Annotated in this window: 14 protein-coding genes and 1 pseudogene; 4 read left to right on the top strand and 11 right to left on the bottom strand. The window is 55.5% G+C overall.

Annotated elements, in window-relative coordinates:
* The first annotated feature begins 60 nt into the window (after window positions 1-60).
* Window positions 61-360 carry a helix-turn-helix transcriptional regulator gene (locus tag ABGB15_RS10360; protein ID WP_152081169.1) on the top strand — a complete coding sequence of 100 codons (300 nt, stop codon included), beginning with the start codon at window positions 61-63 and terminating at the stop codon, window positions 358-360.
* Window positions 361-402: 42 nt separating this feature from the next.
* Here ABGB15_RS10360 and pptA read toward each other — a convergent pair whose 3' ends face one another.
* The 9 genes and pseudogenes from pptA to ABGB15_RS10315 all read right to left on the bottom strand — a co-directional run bounded on the left by pptA (window position 403) and on the right by ABGB15_RS10315 (window position 8,838).
* Complete coding sequence (pptA, locus tag ABGB15_RS10355) at window positions 403-633, bottom strand: tautomerase PptA (RefSeq protein WP_152081170.1); 231 nt, start codon at window positions 631-633, stop codon at window positions 403-405.
* Between the two features lie 37 nt (window positions 634-670).
* Window positions 671-1,288, bottom strand: a complete 618-nt coding sequence (locus tag ABGB15_RS10350; RefSeq protein WP_215722107.1) for a glutathione S-transferase family protein — start codon at window positions 1,286-1,288, stop codon at window positions 671-673.
* A 41-nt stretch (window positions 1,289-1,329) separates the two neighbouring features.
* Window positions 1,330-2,217, bottom strand: coding sequence for an ABC transporter substrate-binding protein (locus ABGB15_RS10345; protein ID WP_152081172.1), 888 nt, complete (start codon window positions 2,215-2,217; stop codon window positions 1,330-1,332).
* 9 nt (window positions 2,218-2,226) lie between these two features.
* Window positions 2,227-3,000 carry an amino acid ABC transporter ATP-binding protein gene (locus tag ABGB15_RS10340; RefSeq protein WP_215722108.1) on the bottom strand — a complete coding sequence of 258 codons (774 nt, stop codon included), beginning with the start codon at window positions 2,998-3,000 and terminating at the stop codon, window positions 2,227-2,229.
* A complete protein-coding gene (locus ABGB15_RS10335; protein WP_215722109.1) occupies window positions 2,984-3,910 on the bottom strand; it encodes an amino acid ABC transporter permease in 927 nt (308 codons plus the stop codon). The genes ABGB15_RS10340 and ABGB15_RS10335 overlap by 17 nt, the downstream gene beginning before the upstream one ends.
* A 9-nt stretch (window positions 3,911-3,919) precedes the next feature.
* Window positions 3,920-4,429, bottom strand: a complete 510-nt coding sequence (locus tag ABGB15_RS10330) for a GNAT family N-acetyltransferase (protein ID WP_215722110.1) — start codon at window positions 4,427-4,429, stop codon at window positions 3,920-3,922.
* 9 nt (window positions 4,430-4,438) lie between these two features.
* Window positions 4,439-6,702, bottom strand: a pseudogene (locus ABGB15_RS10325) (NtaA/DmoA family FMN-dependent monooxygenase).
* A 16-nt stretch (window positions 6,703-6,718) separates the two neighbouring features.
* Window positions 6,719-7,840 carry an amidohydrolase gene (locus tag ABGB15_RS10320; protein WP_215722113.1) on the bottom strand — a complete coding sequence of 374 codons (1,122 nt, stop codon included), beginning with the start codon at window positions 7,838-7,840 and terminating at the stop codon, window positions 6,719-6,721.
* Complete coding sequence (locus ABGB15_RS10315) at window positions 7,837-8,838, bottom strand: LLM class flavin-dependent oxidoreductase (RefSeq protein ID WP_215722114.1); 1,002 nt, start codon at window positions 8,836-8,838, stop codon at window positions 7,837-7,839. The genes ABGB15_RS10320 and ABGB15_RS10315 overlap by 4 nt, the downstream gene beginning before the upstream one ends.
* A gap of 432 nt (window positions 8,839-9,270) precedes the next feature.
* On the opposite strand from ABGB15_RS10315, the gene ABGB15_RS10310 reads away from it, so the two are divergent.
* Window positions 9,271-10,806 carry a PAS domain-containing methyl-accepting chemotaxis protein gene (locus tag ABGB15_RS10310; protein ID WP_215722115.1) on the top strand — a complete coding sequence of 512 codons (1,536 nt, stop codon included), beginning with the start codon at window positions 9,271-9,273 and terminating at the stop codon, window positions 10,804-10,806.
* On the opposite strand, the gene ABGB15_RS10305 is transcribed toward ABGB15_RS10310, so the two are convergent.
* On the bottom strand, window positions 10,803-11,201 hold the full coding sequence (locus tag ABGB15_RS10305) for a cupin domain-containing protein (RefSeq protein ID WP_152081181.1): 399 nt from the start codon (window positions 11,199-11,201) through the stop codon (window positions 10,803-10,805). The two genes, ABGB15_RS10310 and ABGB15_RS10305, sit on opposite strands and share 4 nt — an antisense overlap.
* Window positions 11,202-11,314: 113 nt before the next feature.
* Between ABGB15_RS10305 and ABGB15_RS10300 the strand changes: the two genes are divergently transcribed.
* Together ABGB15_RS10300 and ansP are read left to right on the top strand one after the other, a co-directional pair.
* Entirely contained in the window at window positions 11,315-12,205 is an 891-nt protein-coding gene (locus tag ABGB15_RS10300; protein WP_152081182.1) for a LysR family transcriptional regulator, read from the top strand.
* A gap of 372 nt (window positions 12,206-12,577) precedes the next feature.
* Complete coding sequence (ansP, locus tag ABGB15_RS10295) at window positions 12,578-14,074, top strand: L-asparagine permease (protein WP_152081183.1); 1,497 nt, start codon at window positions 12,578-12,580, stop codon at window positions 14,072-14,074.
* Window positions 14,075-14,167: 93 nt separating this feature from the next.
* Here the strand turns inward: ansP and ABGB15_RS10290 are convergent, their stop codons facing one another.
* Window positions 14,168-15,229 carry a YncE family protein gene (locus ABGB15_RS10290; protein ID WP_215722116.1) on the bottom strand — a complete coding sequence of 354 codons (1,062 nt, stop codon included), beginning with the start codon at window positions 15,227-15,229 and terminating at the stop codon, window positions 14,168-14,170.
* Window positions 15,230-15,323: the final 94 nt, after the last annotated feature.

Below are 15,323 nucleotides of genomic sequence, written 5' to 3'. Positions count from 1 at the left end.
TTTTTTAACACCATGCCTATTGTTGATATAGCTCAATCTGACTTTTAACGCAGGAAAACGATGACCCCAAACCACCCGGAACCTGAACAAATACTGCTGGAAAATGTGCTTTTCGCGCTCGGTAACCCGCTCCGCCTCTCGATTATCCGCAGGCTCGCCGATGGCAGTGAGCTAAGCTGCAACGCGCTACGCCCGGACGATGTGGTGAAATCCACCATGACTCACCACTGGCGCGTATTGCGTGACAGCGGCGTGATCTGGCAGCGCCCGCAGGGGCGAGAGAATATGATTTCACTGCGCAGAGACGATCTGGATGCCCGTTTTCCAGGGCTAATGGCGATACTGCTGAAGGTTCGGTGATCATGCCGGGCGATCATTCTGGCGTACCCGGCATAAAACGCCTTACATCGAATACCCAGGCTTTTTAATCAGCTCATCCAGTTTGGGTCCAATCTCCGTATCCCAGACCTGCGCTTTCCAGTCTTCCGGCTGCACCTGATTCAGGGCAACAGACACGGAACTGTCTTTGCTGTCGAAATGGCGAATAATCACCTTCGCGATATCTTCCGCCAGCGCGGTTTTTTGTTGGTCATTCAGATCGCGGGGGAAACATTTAATATCAACGTGTGGCATGTGCAGGCTTCCTGTTGTGAGTGAGCGTTCCACGTTATCAGATTATCTCGTTGGCTTTTAACACCTTGTGCAGTTCAGGAAGCTGGCAAACCGTGTCCGCAATGGCCGTTATCTTCGGTGTATTTGCCGCAAACCATTCATGCCGCGGCCCCCAGGTGCGCGCCACTGCGATATAGACGTCAAGCAGGGTCAACCGTTCGCCAAACGCAAAGGGCGAGGCTTTCAGCTGACTGTCAAACCAGAGATAGAGTGACTTCCGGTACTCAATGCAGTTTTTCTGTAGCTGTTCCGGCGCATCGGGCACCCAGCGTTCCGGGTAATCGGCATAGGTAAAGGTGGGATAGACGTTCGCCACAAACCAGATGAGCAAACGCTGAAACTGCTGGCGCTCGGCCTGCCCTACGGGCGGGGCAAGATCGGGACAGCGGTCGAGCACCATCAGGGCAATCGCCGCTGTTTCGGTCACGATCGCCCCGTTCTCCAGCTCCAGCGTCGGCACCTGACACAGCGGATTGAGTTTTTGCAGCAGCTCACGCTGTGGGCCGGGCTGATCAAACCCGTCCACGTTGATAAACTGGTAAGGAATGTCTGCCTGGGTCAGCATCACTTCACTGATTGCCGAGCCCCAGCCGGGTACGCCATAGAGTTTAATCATGTTGCCCCCTCAGGGTTGAAAACCCTAAGTGTAGAGCACGATTAGTAGGTTATCCCTGGCGGGTTTACGTCCGATGTGGCCACCGCTTCGCCCTGCTCGCCCCAGCGCGCCAGCACCTTCTGGTACTCTCCACGCTGAATCGCACCATCCAGCGCGGCCTGCAATGCATATACCAGCCCGTTGCCTTTTTTGGTTGTCGTGGCGACATACGCTTTCTTCGGCCCTAAGCCCACCACGCGGGTTTTACCGGTCAGTGCCGCTTTATAGGCGGAGACCGACTGCGGCCCGAAGAAAACATCCGCCCTGCCGGACTGAATGTACAAATTGCCTGAGGCATCATCGGTAAGATAGACCGGCAACGCAGGCTCACGCCCGGCCTTTTTGTTCTCTTCGTTCCAGCCCAGCAGAATGCGCTCCTGATTAGTGCCGGAGCCGACAATCACCTTTTTACCCGCCAGATCTTCAGCGCTCTTGATTGACCGGACATCGCTGGTGGATTTCACCGAAAACGCCAGCGAATCGACGCGGTAGGTCGCAAAATCAAATTTCTCTTTGCGCTGTTCGGTGACGGCAATGTTCACCAGCGCCACGTCATAGCGTCCGGATGTTATTCCCAGCGGCCAGTCCTCCCACGCCGTTGGCACCAGTTTCAGTTTCAGCCCTAAACTGCCCGCCAGTAAACGGGCGATATCCGGATCGCTGCCGATGCGCGTGCGGTTATCGCTGGCGAGCAGCGCCAGCGGCGGTGAGTTAAGCGCTGAAATGGCGACCGTGAGCGTGCCCGGCTCAACAAATTTGTAGTTCGCCGGGATCTTCGCCACCGCCTGCGGATCGACCGTTACCGGCAGCGGCCGTTCGTTGGCATTCAAATCGATACTGGCATAGCTCGCTGTGGTAAACACCAGACCAGCCAGAAGTCCATATTTCATCTGCACTCCTTACAGCACTTTAGAGAGGAACTGGCGCGTTCGCGCGTGTGACGGACGGTTCAACACCTCGTCGCTGCTCCCCTGTTCAACAATTTTACCGTCGACCATAAACACCACCTGATCCGCCACTTCACGGGCAAAGCCGATCTCATGGGTGACTACCACCAGCGTGGTGCCGGAGCGGGCGAGCGTTTTAATCACGTCCAGCACTTCACCAACCAGTTCCGGGTCGAGTGCGGAAGTCGGCTCATCAAACAGCATTACGCGGGGACGCAGCGCCAGCGCGCGGGCAATGGCGATACGCTGCTGTTGACCACCGGAAAGATGGCGCGACCAGGCGTCGGCCTTATCGCGCAATCCCACCACATCCAGCAGACTGTATGCCCTTTCCACCGCCTCTTTTTTGCTGAGTTTCTTATGCGCGACAGGCGCTTCAATCAGGTTTTCCAGCACCGTGAGGTGCGGAAAAAGATTAAAGTTCTGGAACACGTAGCCCACATTGACGCGCTGTTTGAGGATCTCTTTCTCTTTCAGCTCGTAGAGTTTGTCACCCTGACGGCGATAGCCGATGTAATCCCCGTCTATCTGGATAAACCCTTCATCGACGCGCTCCAGATGGTTGATGGTGCGCAGCAGCGTCGATTTTCCCGAACCGGAAGGCCCGAGGATCACCGTGACCGATCCCGGCGGGATCTCAAGCGAAACGTTATCAAGTGCTTTGTGACGGCCAAAAAATTTACTGACCCCGGTAATGGAAATGTGTCCTTCAGGAGAGGCTTGCATGGACGGGCTCCTGTGTTTGCGTGTTCGGGACGGTGCGGGTACGGCTGGGCGAACGGCTCTGGTTCACCGCCGAACGGCGTTCACTGCGGGCGAGCCCGCGCTCGACAACATGCTGAATGGCAGACAATACGGTGGTAATGACCAGATACCACACGGCACCGACCATCAGCAGCGGGATCACCTCCTGGGTGCGGTTGTAGATCATCTGAATGGTATAGAACAGCTCCGGCATCGCCAGCACGTACACCATCGCCGTGCCTTTTGCGAGGCTGATAATCTCATTAAAACCGGACGGCAGAATGGTGCGCAGCGCCTGCGGTAAAATGATGCGCACGGTGCGACGCCAGGCAGGCAGCCCGAGCGCGGCGGCGGCTTCATACTGACCGTGATCGACGCCGAGAAAACCGCCGCGGATGATTTCTGCGGTATAAGCGCTCTGCACCAGCGTCAGCCCTACGACTGCCGTGGAAAACTGCCCCAGCACGTTGATGGTTTCAAAACTGCCCCAGGTAATACCCGTAAACGGCACGCCGAGGGAGAGCGTGTCGTAGAGATAGGAAAAGTTGTAAAGGATGATCAACACCACAATCAGCGGCAGCGAACGAAACAGCCAGATGTAACCCCAGGCCAGGCTGCTCAACAGCCACGATGAGGATAATCTTGCCAGCGCCAGCATGCCGCCGAACGCCACGCTCAGCACGGTGCCAATCAGCGTTAACAGCAGCGTCTGCCCCACGCCCTCCAGGATCACCGGGTCAAAGAACCAGCGGGCAAACACCGCCCACTCCCAGCGTGGGTTAAAGGCCACGGACTGAGTCACGACCGCCAGCACAAACAGCGCCACCACTGCACCAACGGTTCGCAGCGGATAACGCGCCGGGACCACCTTAATGGTTTCAACGTTGCTCATCGTCGTTCCTCATGCGGTTTTGCTGAACGCTTCGCGTACCAGCGTTTTGGTGAAACGCAGCCGACCGTCAAACGGCGGCAGGCTGTACTCTTCCGGATCGCGCTCAAGATCGAACTGCGGCTGATACCCCTGGCTGATATAGAGCCTGACCGCTTCCGGCTGACGAAAACCGGTGGTGAGGTAGATTTTGCTATACCCTGCCAGCACCGCCCTGCGCTCCAGCTCCTGCACCACGCGGGCAGCAAGCCCCTGCTGACGCAGGGATTTATCCGTCCAGATGCGTTTAATTTCGGCTGTCTGTTCATCAAAGGGTTTGTATGCGCCAGTGGCGATAATTTTCCCGTCGCGCTCCAGCACGATAAACAGCCCCTGCGGCGCTAAATACCACTCGGTGAGTTCCACTTCCGCGTCTTTAGAGAAGTAGTCTCCGTAGCGAGCCGCATATTCACCGAACAGCCCCTCAATAATGGGCTGGAGTTCGGCATCTTCCGGTGAAACATCGCGAAATTGTTCACTCATGGTGCCTCCTTAGTCTCCCAGGCCCGCCGGGTTCACTTCTGATTGAGGAATGCGCTCAACGCCTTCCCCCCAGCGGTTCAGCACTTTGTCGTAATCCCCGTTTTTGATCACCCCGTTAAGCGCGGTTTGTACCGGCTCAACCAGTCCGCTGCCCTTTTTCAGCGTCACCGCGATATGCGCCGCTTTCGGCCAGCCGCCGTCAACGCTGCCGACCAGTTTGGTTTTCCCGGTTAATGCTGCTTTCCATGCGCCAATCACGTTCGGACCAAAGTACGCATCCGCACGGCCTGACTGAAGCGCCAGCGTTTGTGCCGCATCGTCTTTGGTGTAGACAGGGGTAAAGGCTTTGAGACCTTTTTTGAGGTTCTCGTCATTCCACGCCAGCAGGATCGCTTCCTGGTTGGTGCCGGAGCCGACGATAATCCGCAGCCCGGCGATGTCTTCTGCCTTCTGAAGCGACGCGATCGGGCTGGTCGATTTCACGTAGAAACCGAGGGAGTCTTTACGGTAGGTGGCGAAGTCAAACTTCGCTTTACGCTCTTTGGTGACGGTGATGTTGCTGATGGCCGCGTCATATTTGCCGGATGCCACGCCCAGCGGCCAGTCCTCCCAGGAGGTTGGCACCACGTTCAGCTCCAGCCCCAGGCTGTCGGCCACCAGGCGGGCGATGTCGACTTCACTCCCCAGCAGCGTTTTGTTGTCATCGGAGAAAACCGTCAGCGGCGGTTGATTCAGACCCGCCACCGCGACGGTAAATTTCCCCGGTACGGCAAAGCGATAATCTTTCGGCAACTGCGCGACCGCATCGTTATTTTTGGCGGTATTGACCGGCGTTTTATTCGCCTCAATGCTCACACCCGTTCCGTTAATATTCACATTCTCTGCCCAGACGGCAGGCGTAAAGGCCAGCGCGAGCGCCAGAATAAGCGAGGTTTTCTGCATAGCGGTGTTCTCTTTTATTGTTGTGTGAACTGATTTTTCGGTTCGTCTAAGCCCAGGCTTTCGCGCAGCGTGGTGCCGGGGTATTCGGTGCGGAACAGGCCACGGGACTGCAGAACAGGCACCACCTGCTCAACAAAGCGCGGGAAAGTATCCGGCGTGCCGCCCTGAATGATGAAACCGTCAGCCGCATAGTGCTCAAACCAGGCCTGCAGCCCATCCGCCACCTGCTCTGGCGTGCCGGAAAACCGCGGGCGCGGTGATGCCGCTTCAAGCGCGACCTGGCGCAGAGTTAAGCGGCGCTCACGGGCATTGCGCTTAATTTCATCGGTAGTGCTGCGGAAGCTGTTTTTACCCAAATCGCCGATGTCCGGGAACGGTTCGTCGAGCGGATACTGACTGAAATCATGATGTTCAAAATAACGGCCCAGATAATTGAGGGCATCATTAATCGACACCAGCGCCGCCGTGGTTTGATACTGGTTTTCCACGTCATCGGCGTCTTTACCCACAATCACGCTCACGCCCTGGAAAATATGCAAATCAGACGCGCGACGGCCATTGATTTCCAGTTGCTGTTTCACATCGCGATAAAAGGCTTTTGCCTCGTCTAACGTTTCATGATGGGTAAATATGGCGTCGGCGTGTTTCGCGGCCAGCTTTTTCCCGTCATCCGACGCGCCAGCCTGAAATACAATCGGGCGTCCTTGCGGGGTACGGCCAATATTCAGCGGCCCGGCGACCTGGAAGAAATCACCGTGGTGATTGAGAGTGTGCAGTTTTGCAGGATCAAAAAACTGACCACTCTCCTTATTTCGCACAAAGGCATCGCCCTCCCAGGAATCCCACAGCCCTTTCACCACTTCCAGATACTCATCCGCAATGCGGTAGCGCAGCGCGTGCTCCGGGTGTTTATCGCGCGAGAAGTTTTTCGCTGATCCTTCCAGCGGCGAAGTCACCACATTCCAGCCAGCCCGCCCGTTGCTCAGGTGATCAAGGCTGGCAAACTGGCGTGCCACGGTAAACGGCTCGCTGTAGGAGGTGGAGAGCGTCCCGACTAAACCCAGACGCGAGGTAATACTGGCCAGCGCGGATAATACCGTCAGCGGCTCAAAGCGGTTTAAAAAATGCGGTATGGATTTCTCATTAATATAGAGACCATCGGCTACAAATAAAAAATCGAGTTTTCCCTCTTCCGCTTTTAACGCCGTCTCTTTGACGAAATCAAAATTGATACTGGCATCTGCGACGGCCGCCGGATGACGCCAGGCAGACATATTTCCGGATGCACCATGCAAAATGGTTCCCAGCCGCAATTGTCGGGTTGCAGACATATTCACCTCTTATGAATTAAACGTGTTGCAGTGCTTTTTCCGCGAGCTGTGCAAAATAGCGGGCAGCGGGTTCAATTAATGCTTCGTCCGGGTTAAAGGCCGGATGATGTAAACCAAACGGGCTATTGCTGCCAATGCTGACAAAGGCTCCGGGGATATTTTGCAGATAGACCGCGAAATCTTCCCCGCCCATATGCAGTTCGGCGTGCCGGGTTTCATATCCCGCTTCACGCGCCACCGACGTGGCGAACTCCGCCCAGCGCTCGTCATTCACCAGGGCGGTTGGCCCGGCGTACCAGGTAATATCAATCTGAGCGTTAAAGGCGCTGGCAAACCCGGCAGCAATTTCCCCCACTCGCACTTTTACGTTCTGCTGCACTTCCGTGCGGTGCGTGCGCAGCGTGCCTTCCAGCTCAACGCTTTCGGGCAGGACATTCCAGGTATTACCACCGGCAATACGCGTTACGCTCAGCACCACAGAATCCAGCGTATTGACGTTGCGGCTGGCCACACTTTGCAGCGCCGTCACCAGCTGACTCGCCAGGACAATCGCGTCGTTGCCTTCGTGTGGACGCGCCGCGTGAGCACCTTTGCCGGTGATGCGGAACACAAACCGGTCGACGTTGGCATAAAAGGGACCGCCGCGGGTGGCAAACTCGCCTACCGGCAGCGACGGCTCGTTATGCATCCCGAAGATTGCGCGAACGTCATGTAACGCACCGGCCCGTACCATGCTTTTCGCACCACCAAAGTTCTCTTCCGCGGGCTGGAACAGAATGCGCACGCGTCCGTTAAGCGAGGCGGCGCGCGCTTTCAGCTTCAGCGCCGCACCGAGGATCACGCTGGTGTGGATATCATGTCCGCAGGCATGCATTACGCCGGGCCGCTGCGAGCTAAATGGCACACCGCTGCGCTCCTCAATCGGCAAGGCGTCAATATCTGCCCGTAGCGCAATCAGCTTTTTACCGCTCCCGATTTCCACCACCAGACCGGTAGAGAGTTCGTAAGGCAGCGGCGTGATACCCGCGTTTGTCAGCCAGTCGCGCAGACGCGCAGTGGTTTCGACTTCCTGACCAGACAGCTCAGGGTTCTGGTGCAGCTCGCGACGCCAGGCGATCAGTTGCTCAGCAAAACTCATGCAGAAACCTCCTTGCTGAGACGTGCCTGCGCCAGCAGACGCAGTGACTGTACGCGCGTCGCCCCCTCCGACACTGGTGTATCAATAATAAATTCGTCGATACCCCACTGTTGATGCAGGGCATCGAGTTGCGCCAGCACCGACTCCGCCGTCCCGGCCAGTAAAGATTGCGCCCGGCGGGCAATGCGTACCGGCTCACTGCCAGCCTGACGCGCAAAGGCGTAGGCTTGTTCTTCGCTTGCCACGGTGACGCGCTGTCCGTTTGCCAGTTCCACGCCCCATACTTCCACCTTTTGTGCAAGCGCATCCGCCTGAGCCTGTGTCGCGGCGACGATAACCTGCACCGCCACGATGACGTCGTGGACACTGTTTTCACGCCAGGTGGCGATAACCTCGCGCAGCAGATCCGGATCGCCATTCAGGTGAGCGGCAAAGACAAAGTGCCAGTTGAGCTTTGCGGCCAGCAGCGCGCTTTCGGTGCTCGCGCCCAGCAGAAAACCCTGCGCAGGTTCGGGCGGCAGCGGCGTGGCGCGCGCGATCTCCTCCGCTGAGTGATTTCCAGGTCGCAGCCAGCGATTCAGTTGTGCCAGTTGTTCGGCAAAACTGCCCTTTTCCTGCTGATTCAGTCCAAGTTGTAGTGCGCGGGTAGAGAGCGGCAATCCGCCTGGGGCTTTCCCGACACCCAGATCCACGCGACCCGGTGCCAGCGCAGCCAGCACGTTGAAGTTTTCAGCCACTTTGTAGGGGCTGTAGTGCTGGAGCATGACGCCGCCCGATCCCACGCGGATACGCCTGGTTTTACCCAGAACCCAGGCAATCAACAGTTCCGGCGAGGGGCTGGCCAGTTGCGGGGTGTTGTGGTGTTCGGCAATCCAGAAGCGGTGATAGCCCAGTGTTTCCGCCTGTTGCGCCAGGCTTAAGGTTCGCGCCAGCGCATCGGTCGCCGTTTCGTTTTCAGCTATAGGGCTTTTATCCAGAATGCTGATTCGCCAGGACATGTTGCTTTCTCGTTTGACTTAACATGTCGTCATTATTAAAGGTGGATTTCACCTCTGAGAAACAATTAATTTACATTTGGTTTGCCAGAAATCAGAAATGCAAAGCCGGGTGGCTTCAAAAGAGAGTGGTTTCAACCCTGTTAATGAAACCATACGTCGGTTTGCCAGTTTGCCTGAAAAGTGCATTTCTCACTTTTTATTTCACTTAAGTGATTTATTTTCGTTGACGTTAAAAATGTCTCACCTTGTTTATTTTCAATTTTATTACACTGACTTAATTAAACCGCTAAAAATTATTTAATTCAGGGTATTTCACACAACATAATATTCAGAGAGAATATGCCCGCGGTAAAACAAAAGAATAACGTTTTAATCTTGCCTGAATTTTTATTGGCGGCTTCTTTTTACTTATACATCACCATGGAGTTACTCATGAGGCGTAACACCCCCGTTACACAAAACGAGTATTTGCTTAACGAAGGTACGACGTTAATGTCGACAACCAATACGCAAAGCCATATTACCTACGCAAATTCAGCCTTTATTAAAGCCAGTGGATATAATGAGGACGATCTTCTGGGTGAGCCTCATAATGTTATCCGCCATCCTGACATGCCTGCCGGGGCCTTTGGCGATATGTGGTTTACTCTTCAGCAAGGCGAGAGCTGGACGGGGTTGGTCAAAAACCGTCGCCAGAATGGGGATCACTACTGGGTGCGGGCCAACGTCACGCCGGTGTATCAACATGATGCATTAACTGGCTATATTTCAGTACGTAATATTCCTGCCCGTGAAGAGATCGATGCCAGTGAAAAACTCTACGAGAAAATTCGCAACAACGAATTAAAGCAGTATCGCTTTTATAAAGGATTATTGGTGCGTAAGGGGATATTTTCCTTTCTGTCACTGTTTAAACGTCTCAGCACCCGCAAACGGATCAATTATGGCATCGTGGTTACCGCCCTTCTCTTCGGCTCACTGATTTATTTATTGCCTGCAGGAATAACTCAAATGTGTGGGCTGGTCGCTCTTTTTATTGCGCTGGCGTTTTATTTGCACGTTCAAATCTCAGGCCCACTTAACACTATTGTTTGCCAGATGCAGCGCATCGTTTCTGGCCGTAAAACGGACTACGTTCATTTTAACCGGGTCGATGATATTGGCCTGATGATGCGGCTGGTGAATCAGTCCGGGTTAAATCTTAGCTCACTGGTAGACGATGTCGGCACGCAAATCAGCGGTATTGGAACCATTAGTCAGCAGGTGGCGAAAGAAGGTGCCGCATTACAGGCACGCTCTGAAGAGACTGCCGATGATCTCCGGCAAACCGCAGCGGCGGTTGAAGAAATTGCCAGCGCCGTGCAGCAGACGGCAGAAACAGCCAGGGAAGCAATGCAGATGGCGGATCGCACCCGCGCCAGCGCCCACAGCGGCGAAGCGATGATGAAAGAGACTATTGGCATGATGCAGTCGGTGTCGCGGGATAACAGCCAGATTGTCGATATCATCGGCGTGATTGACCGTATCGCCTTCCAGACCAATATTCTGGCGCTAAATGCCGCCGTTGAAGCCGCACGCGCAGGTGACGCCGGACGAGGTTTCGCCGTTGTGGCGGCAGAAGTACGTAACCTCGCGCAGCACTCCGCAACAGCGGCAAAAGAGATCAAAACGCTTATCGAGAAGAATGTCTCCAGCGTTAATTCCGGCGTGGAAATGGTGGAACAAACCGAAACGCAGTTGACGGTGATGATTGGCAACGTCCTGCAGATGTCTTCCCTGATTAAAGAGATCGGCCATGCCACGCAGGAGCAGACGCAGGCCTTAACGCTCATCAACGCATCCATCTCCCGCATCGGCATGATGACGCATAACAATACGGGGATGGTAGATAGCGTCACCAGCGCCGCCAATCACCTGACGCAGCGCACCACGCGTCTGAAACAGGCCATTTCGGTCTTTGGCGGTTAGCGGTTCGGATACTGCTCGTCAGTCACTTTTTCCAGCCATTCAACCGGGCTGCCGTTTACCGCTTCGGCGATGGCAATATGCGTCATCGCCGTTTCGGCGCTCGCCCCGTGCCAGTGTTTAACGCCAGGCGGTATCCACGCGATATCGCCCTGATTCAGCGGTTCCGCCTCTTTGCCCCACTCCTGTAACCAGCCGCGCCCCTGGGTAACGATCAGCGTTTGTCCGAGAGGATGCGTGTGCCACGCGGTACGTGCAGCCGGTTCAAACGTCACCGTTGCGCCCCCCACTTTTGCAGGCTCTGTCGCCTGAAACGGCGCATCAATACGCACGGCACCGGTGAACCAGGCTTCCGGTCCCTTAACTGAAGGTAATGAACCGCTACGGATAATTTTCATGGTGTACTCCTTCGTTTGCTGTTGCGCTAACAGTAGCGCAAAGGTGCCGTAAGCATTAGACTGCATAATCAGAAAGGAACCATGAATACAATTCATGAATGGGTGAATCCACGATGCTAAAAGACAATTTTAACGACCTGCTCTCTTTTATGGTGGTTGCCCGCGAGCGAAGTTTTACGCGTGCGGCTGCGCAGCTCGGCGTGTCGCAATCTGCGTTGAGCCATGCCATGCGCAATCTGGAAGCCCGGCTGGATGTCCGTCTGCTGACCCGCACCACCCGCAGCGTTGCGCCCACCGAGGCTGGTGAACAACTTTTCATGCGCTTAAGCCCACATCTGCTGGAAATCGAGCAGGAACTGACGGCCCTGCGTGATACGCGCGATCGACCGGCGGGAAACATCCGCATCACCGCAGGCGAGCATGCGATGTCCGCCGTGCTGTGGCCCGTGCTCAAGCCGTTTATGGCGCGCTATCCCGACATCAACGTCGAAGTCACGGTGGATAACGGTCTGACGGACATCGTCGATGGGCGTTTCGACGCCGGCGTGCGTCTGGGTGAACAGGTGGCGAAAGATATGATTGCCGTGCGGATCGCGCCGGATATGCGTATGGCGGTAGTGGGCTCGGCGGATTATCTTGCCCGTTTCGGCGTGCCCGAGACTCCCGAGCAGCTTAACGCGCACCGCTGCATTAATATGCGCCTGCCAACGCGCGGGGGACTGTACGCCTGGGAATTTGAACGTGACGGCCGCGAACTGCGTGTACGGGTTGAGGGTCAGCTCACGCTGAACAGCCTGCCACAGCGCATTGACGCCGCAGAAAATGGTCTGGGGCTGGCCTATGTACCGGAAGACACTGTCCAGGACGCGATTGCGAAGGGGCGGTTAATCCGCGTGCTGGAAGCGTGGTGCCCGGCATTTGACGGCTATCATCTTTACTACCCAAGCCGCCGCCAGCACACCACTGCGTTTGCTTTGCTGGTTGACGCACTGCGCAAACCGTAATCGGGATACTGAACGTTATTTGTGACAACGTCACGTTAATCGCCTCCCGTTGCTTGATTCCACCGTGTGATCATTAAGCAAAGCTGATGATTAAAGCAGCACCTTTCTCGCCGTTTTGCCTAAAAAAACGCCACGATTCAGCGCATTGTGATCCCCGTCTGCTCTGACCACACAATTTCCTTCGACATGCATCACTTTCGGCACGGTTATATTTTGCGTCGCTTATCGATTGCGGGTAGGATGCCTCGCCATGTTTCGCCTTATCCATACGCAGAATGACTGGAAAGGCAGCATGTGTCTGCGCAGAGGCAATCGTTTGTTTCGCCCCTGCCAGGGACGACTATCATGACTATGGTTCAGACAGGTAACTCAATGAAAACAAGCAATAAAAGCGCAGCCGATCATCATGCTGCGAAACGTCGCTGGTTGAACTCTCACGAAGAGGGTTATCACAAAGCGATGGGCAACCGTCAGGTTCAAATGATCGCCATCGGCGGCGCTATCGGTACGGGTCTGTTTTTAGGTGCAGGCGCACGCCTGCAGATGGCAGGCCCTGCTCTCGCCCTGGTTTATCTGGTGTGCGGGATTTTCTCTTTCTTCATTCTTCGTGCGTTGGGCGAACTGGTTCTTCACCGCCCTTCCAGCGGCAGCTTTGTCTCTTACGCCCGCGAATTCCTCGGTGAGAAAGCCGCTTACGTGGCGGGCTGGATGTACTTCGTCAACTGGGCGATGACCGGTATCGTCGACATCACCGCCGTTGCGCTGTATATGCATTACTGGGGCGCGTTTGGCGATGTGCCACAGTGGGTGTTTGCCCTCGGTGCGCTGGCAATCGTCGGGACCATGAACATGATTGGCGTGAAGTGGTTCGCTGAGATGGAGTTCTGGTTTGCGCTGGTGAAAGTGCTGGCGATCGTGGTGTTTCTGGTGGTCGGTACGGTATTCCTCGGCAGCGGTAAACCGCTGGATGGCAATACCACAGGCTTCCATTTGATAACCGATAATGGCGGTTTCTTCCCGCACGGCCTGCTGCCTGCGCTGGTACTGGTTCAGGGCGTGGTGTTTGCCTTTGCGTCGATCGAACTGGTTGGTACGGCTGCAGGTGAATGTAAAGATCCCCAGACCATGGTGCCAAAAGCGATCAACAGCGTGATCTGGCGTATCGGCCTGTTCTACGTTGGCTCCGTGGTGCTGCTGGTGCTGCTCCTGCCGTGGAACGCCTACCAGGCAGGACAAAGCCCGTTTGTCACCTTCTTCTCTAAACTGGGTGTGCCTTACGTGGGCAGTATCATGAATATCGTGGTGCTGACCGCTGCGCTCTCCAGCCTGAACTCCGGCCTCTACTCTACCGGCCGTATTCTGCGCTCCATGTCGATGGGCGGCTCCGCACCGAAATTCATGTCGAAGATGAGCAAGCAGCAGGTGCCTTACGCCGGTATCCTCGCCACGCTGGTGGTGTACGTTTTCGGTGTGTTCCTGAACTATCTGGTGCCTTCTCAGGTGTTTGAGATCGTGCTGAACGTTGCCGCGCTGGGCATTATTGCTTCCTGGGCCTTTATCGTGGTCTGCCAGATGCGCCTGCGTAAAGCGATTAAAGAAGGGAAAGCGGCGGATGTGAGCTTCAAACTGCCAGGCGCGCCCGTCACGTCATGGCTGACCCTGCTGTTCCTGTTCAGCGTACTGGTGCTGATGGCGTTCGACTACCCGAACGGCACCTACACTATCGCAACCATTCCACTGCTGGCTGTTCTGCTGGTTGCTGGCTGGTTTGGTGTGCGCAAACGCGTCTATGAGATCCACAGCACCGCGCCTGTTCATCCTGATGATGAAAAACAGGACGGTCCGCTGATTGAAGAGACCTCGCGTTAATAAAAAAGCCGGGTGGCGGCTTCGCCTTACCCGGCCTGCTACTCATGGTTTTTGTAGGCCCGGTAAGCGCAGCGTTACCGGGCAATCCCCACATTAGAGCACGATACGAATCACATCGTCAGGCTGAGTGGCTTCCTGCTGACGGGTGGATTTCTGCTTCACCGTCACGTACAGGGTTTTACCATCGGCAGAGAGCGCCAGGCTGTTCGGGTAGACCGGCGTATCGTAGGTTTTCGTCACTTTATAGGTTTTTGCGTCAATCACGCTCACCTTGCCCGCTTCGCGGTGCGTCACATAGGCTTCGTTACGTACCGGATTAAACAGCACCGCCAGCGATTCTGGCGCAGCGATTTTCTCGATGACGCTGCCATCTTTCAGGCTGACCACCAGCACTTCCGGCTGTTTTGAATCGGTAATAAACGCACGCTGTCCGGCGGTATCCAGGCTCAGGTTCAGGTAGAAGTGCTCTTTCCCGTCATCCTGCACTTTTTTACGGCTCAGAATTTTATTGGTCGCTGTATCAATCGTTACCAGCTCGCCGTCCGCATTGGTGGTGTAGAGGCGTTTTGCCTGCGCATCCAGCGCCAGACCGGTGCTGTATTTACCGGTATTGGCAATCGTGTCCTTCAGCTTCAGCGTTGCGCCATCAACCACCCAAATCACGCTCTCGTTACCGATACCGGTGATGTAAACGGTATTGGTGGTGTCATCCGCCACCAGCTCGCGTGGATGCAGGGGTTTGACTGTGTCACTGCGTTTGCGGTCATCCAGCACCAGACGCCCTTTCACATCACCCGTTTTGGCATCAATGGCGGTCACGGCGCTGTTAGTGGTGTTACCAAACCACAGCGTCTGCGTCGCTTTGTCGATCGTGGCACCAAACGGTTTGAGATCGTTATGAATGGCCTGCGTCACTTCCAGCGTGACCGGATCGAGACGATAGACAATACCGCCCTTGTCGGTTTTGCGGCTTTGCGATGTCGCGACCCACAGCGCATTTTCCTGCTGGCTCACGGCCATCTCATAAGCGCCTTTTCCTACCGCTTTGCGCAGCATGTCTTCGGCAGCATGAACCTGGAACGATCCGGCAAACAATAAAGAGCCTACCAGCAGAGAGCCACGCAGGCGCGGCGAGCACAGATGACGTAAAGACATAACAATTCCTTTTTAAAAGAGGGGGTGTACTACTGACATTGCTTCCGGCAGGCAAAGTCATGGCTTCGCCGTTATTTTAATGAGAATAGTAATC

The sequence above is a fragment of the Enterobacter sp. MALB-1 genome, assembly GCF_041021625.1.
GTDB classification, from domain to species: domain Bacteria; phylum Pseudomonadota; class Gammaproteobacteria; order Enterobacterales; family Enterobacteriaceae; genus Enterobacter; species Enterobacter oligotrophicus.
This window is presented reverse-complemented; position numbering and strand designations above follow the sequence as displayed.